Genomic DNA, 1,154 nt, shown 5'->3' on the forward strand with positions numbered 1-1,154 from the left:
GAGAGAGCGACTGTCTGGATGATCAAGCGGCGAGTAAGGCGCGGGCGTCTCGGGCCTTTGCATTCAGGCGTACGAGAAGCTTACGGGCGACGGCGATTCTGGCTGTCATCCTGGGTTTTCCGGCCAGGATGAGGCGCTGATGGAAAGCGGCCAGGTCCGGATCGTGTCGGGCCACGACGCCGGCGACGACGACCAGGATCGAGCGCACCTGGGCGCGTCCGCCGCGGACGGCTCTCCTGCCCTGACGCTTTCCGCTGTCGCTGGCGATCGGGGCCAGGCCCGCGAGCTTGGCGACGGCCTTGTTGGACACCGTGCCGATCTCGGGCATCTCAGCCATCAGCCGGGCGACGGTGCGCCCCGCCACGCCCTTGATCTCGCGGAAGGCCGCATCCAGCGCGCGCCATAGCCGATCCGCGCCCAGCAGTTCGGCGATCTGGAGCTCCAGCTCCCGGGACTGCCGGGCGATCAGCGCCAACATCTCGCCGAAGCCGGCCATGACCGCCGGATCCTGCACCAGGCGACGCTGGTTGGACTGGGCCACCTTCAGCTGCGTGAGCTGGCGCAGCCTCGTCACCAGAGCCCTCAAGCGTTCCTGGGCCTGGCTTTCCGGGGCCTGGCCGGCCAAGCCCTTGGCCCGGGCGTAGTCGGCGATGACAGCCGCATCGATGCGGTCGGTCTTCTCCAGCACGCCCATCGCTTCAGCGAAGCGTCGCACTGACCGGGCGTTGGCGATCGCGCACGGCACGCCCGCCGCCCACAGCAGACCAAACGGCAGCTTCTCGTAGCCGCCGGTGGCCTCCATCACCACCAACTCCACGCCGTGCTCGGCGCAAAACTGGCCCAGCGCCGCGATCCCCTCCGGATCACGCCGCACGCTCACTTCCAGGCCTGATCCGCCGATCCGGCCGTCCAGCGTCTCCGACGAGACGTCCACTCCACAGATGATGCTCGCCACGGTAACCTGCCTTGTGCATGCGATCGAAGATCAAGCGACTGTTCGGTCGTGCGTGACTGCGGCGGCGGTCCCTAAGCTCTCTCGCGGTTGAGGCCTGAGGGAAGACGGGCGCCACGCGCCGCGTGAAGGGGCCGGTGGCCGCCGGCCCCTTCACAGCACCAAGCCATCACGCTCCGGCGCCGCGATCTAGATACAAGGG

General features: G+C 68.5%; 1 protein-coding gene. It reads right to left on the reverse strand.

Translation table 11 applies throughout. The annotated features are described in order from the left end of the window. Positions 1–22: 22 nt before the first annotated feature. A complete protein-coding gene (locus tag ACODR1_RS24765) occupies positions 23–955 on the reverse strand; it encodes an IS110 family RNA-guided transposase (protein WP_488882815.1) in 933 nt (310 codons plus the stop codon). Positions 956–1,154: the final 199 nt, after the last annotated feature.

Source organism: Caulobacter sp. FG7 (genome assembly GCF_057808875.1).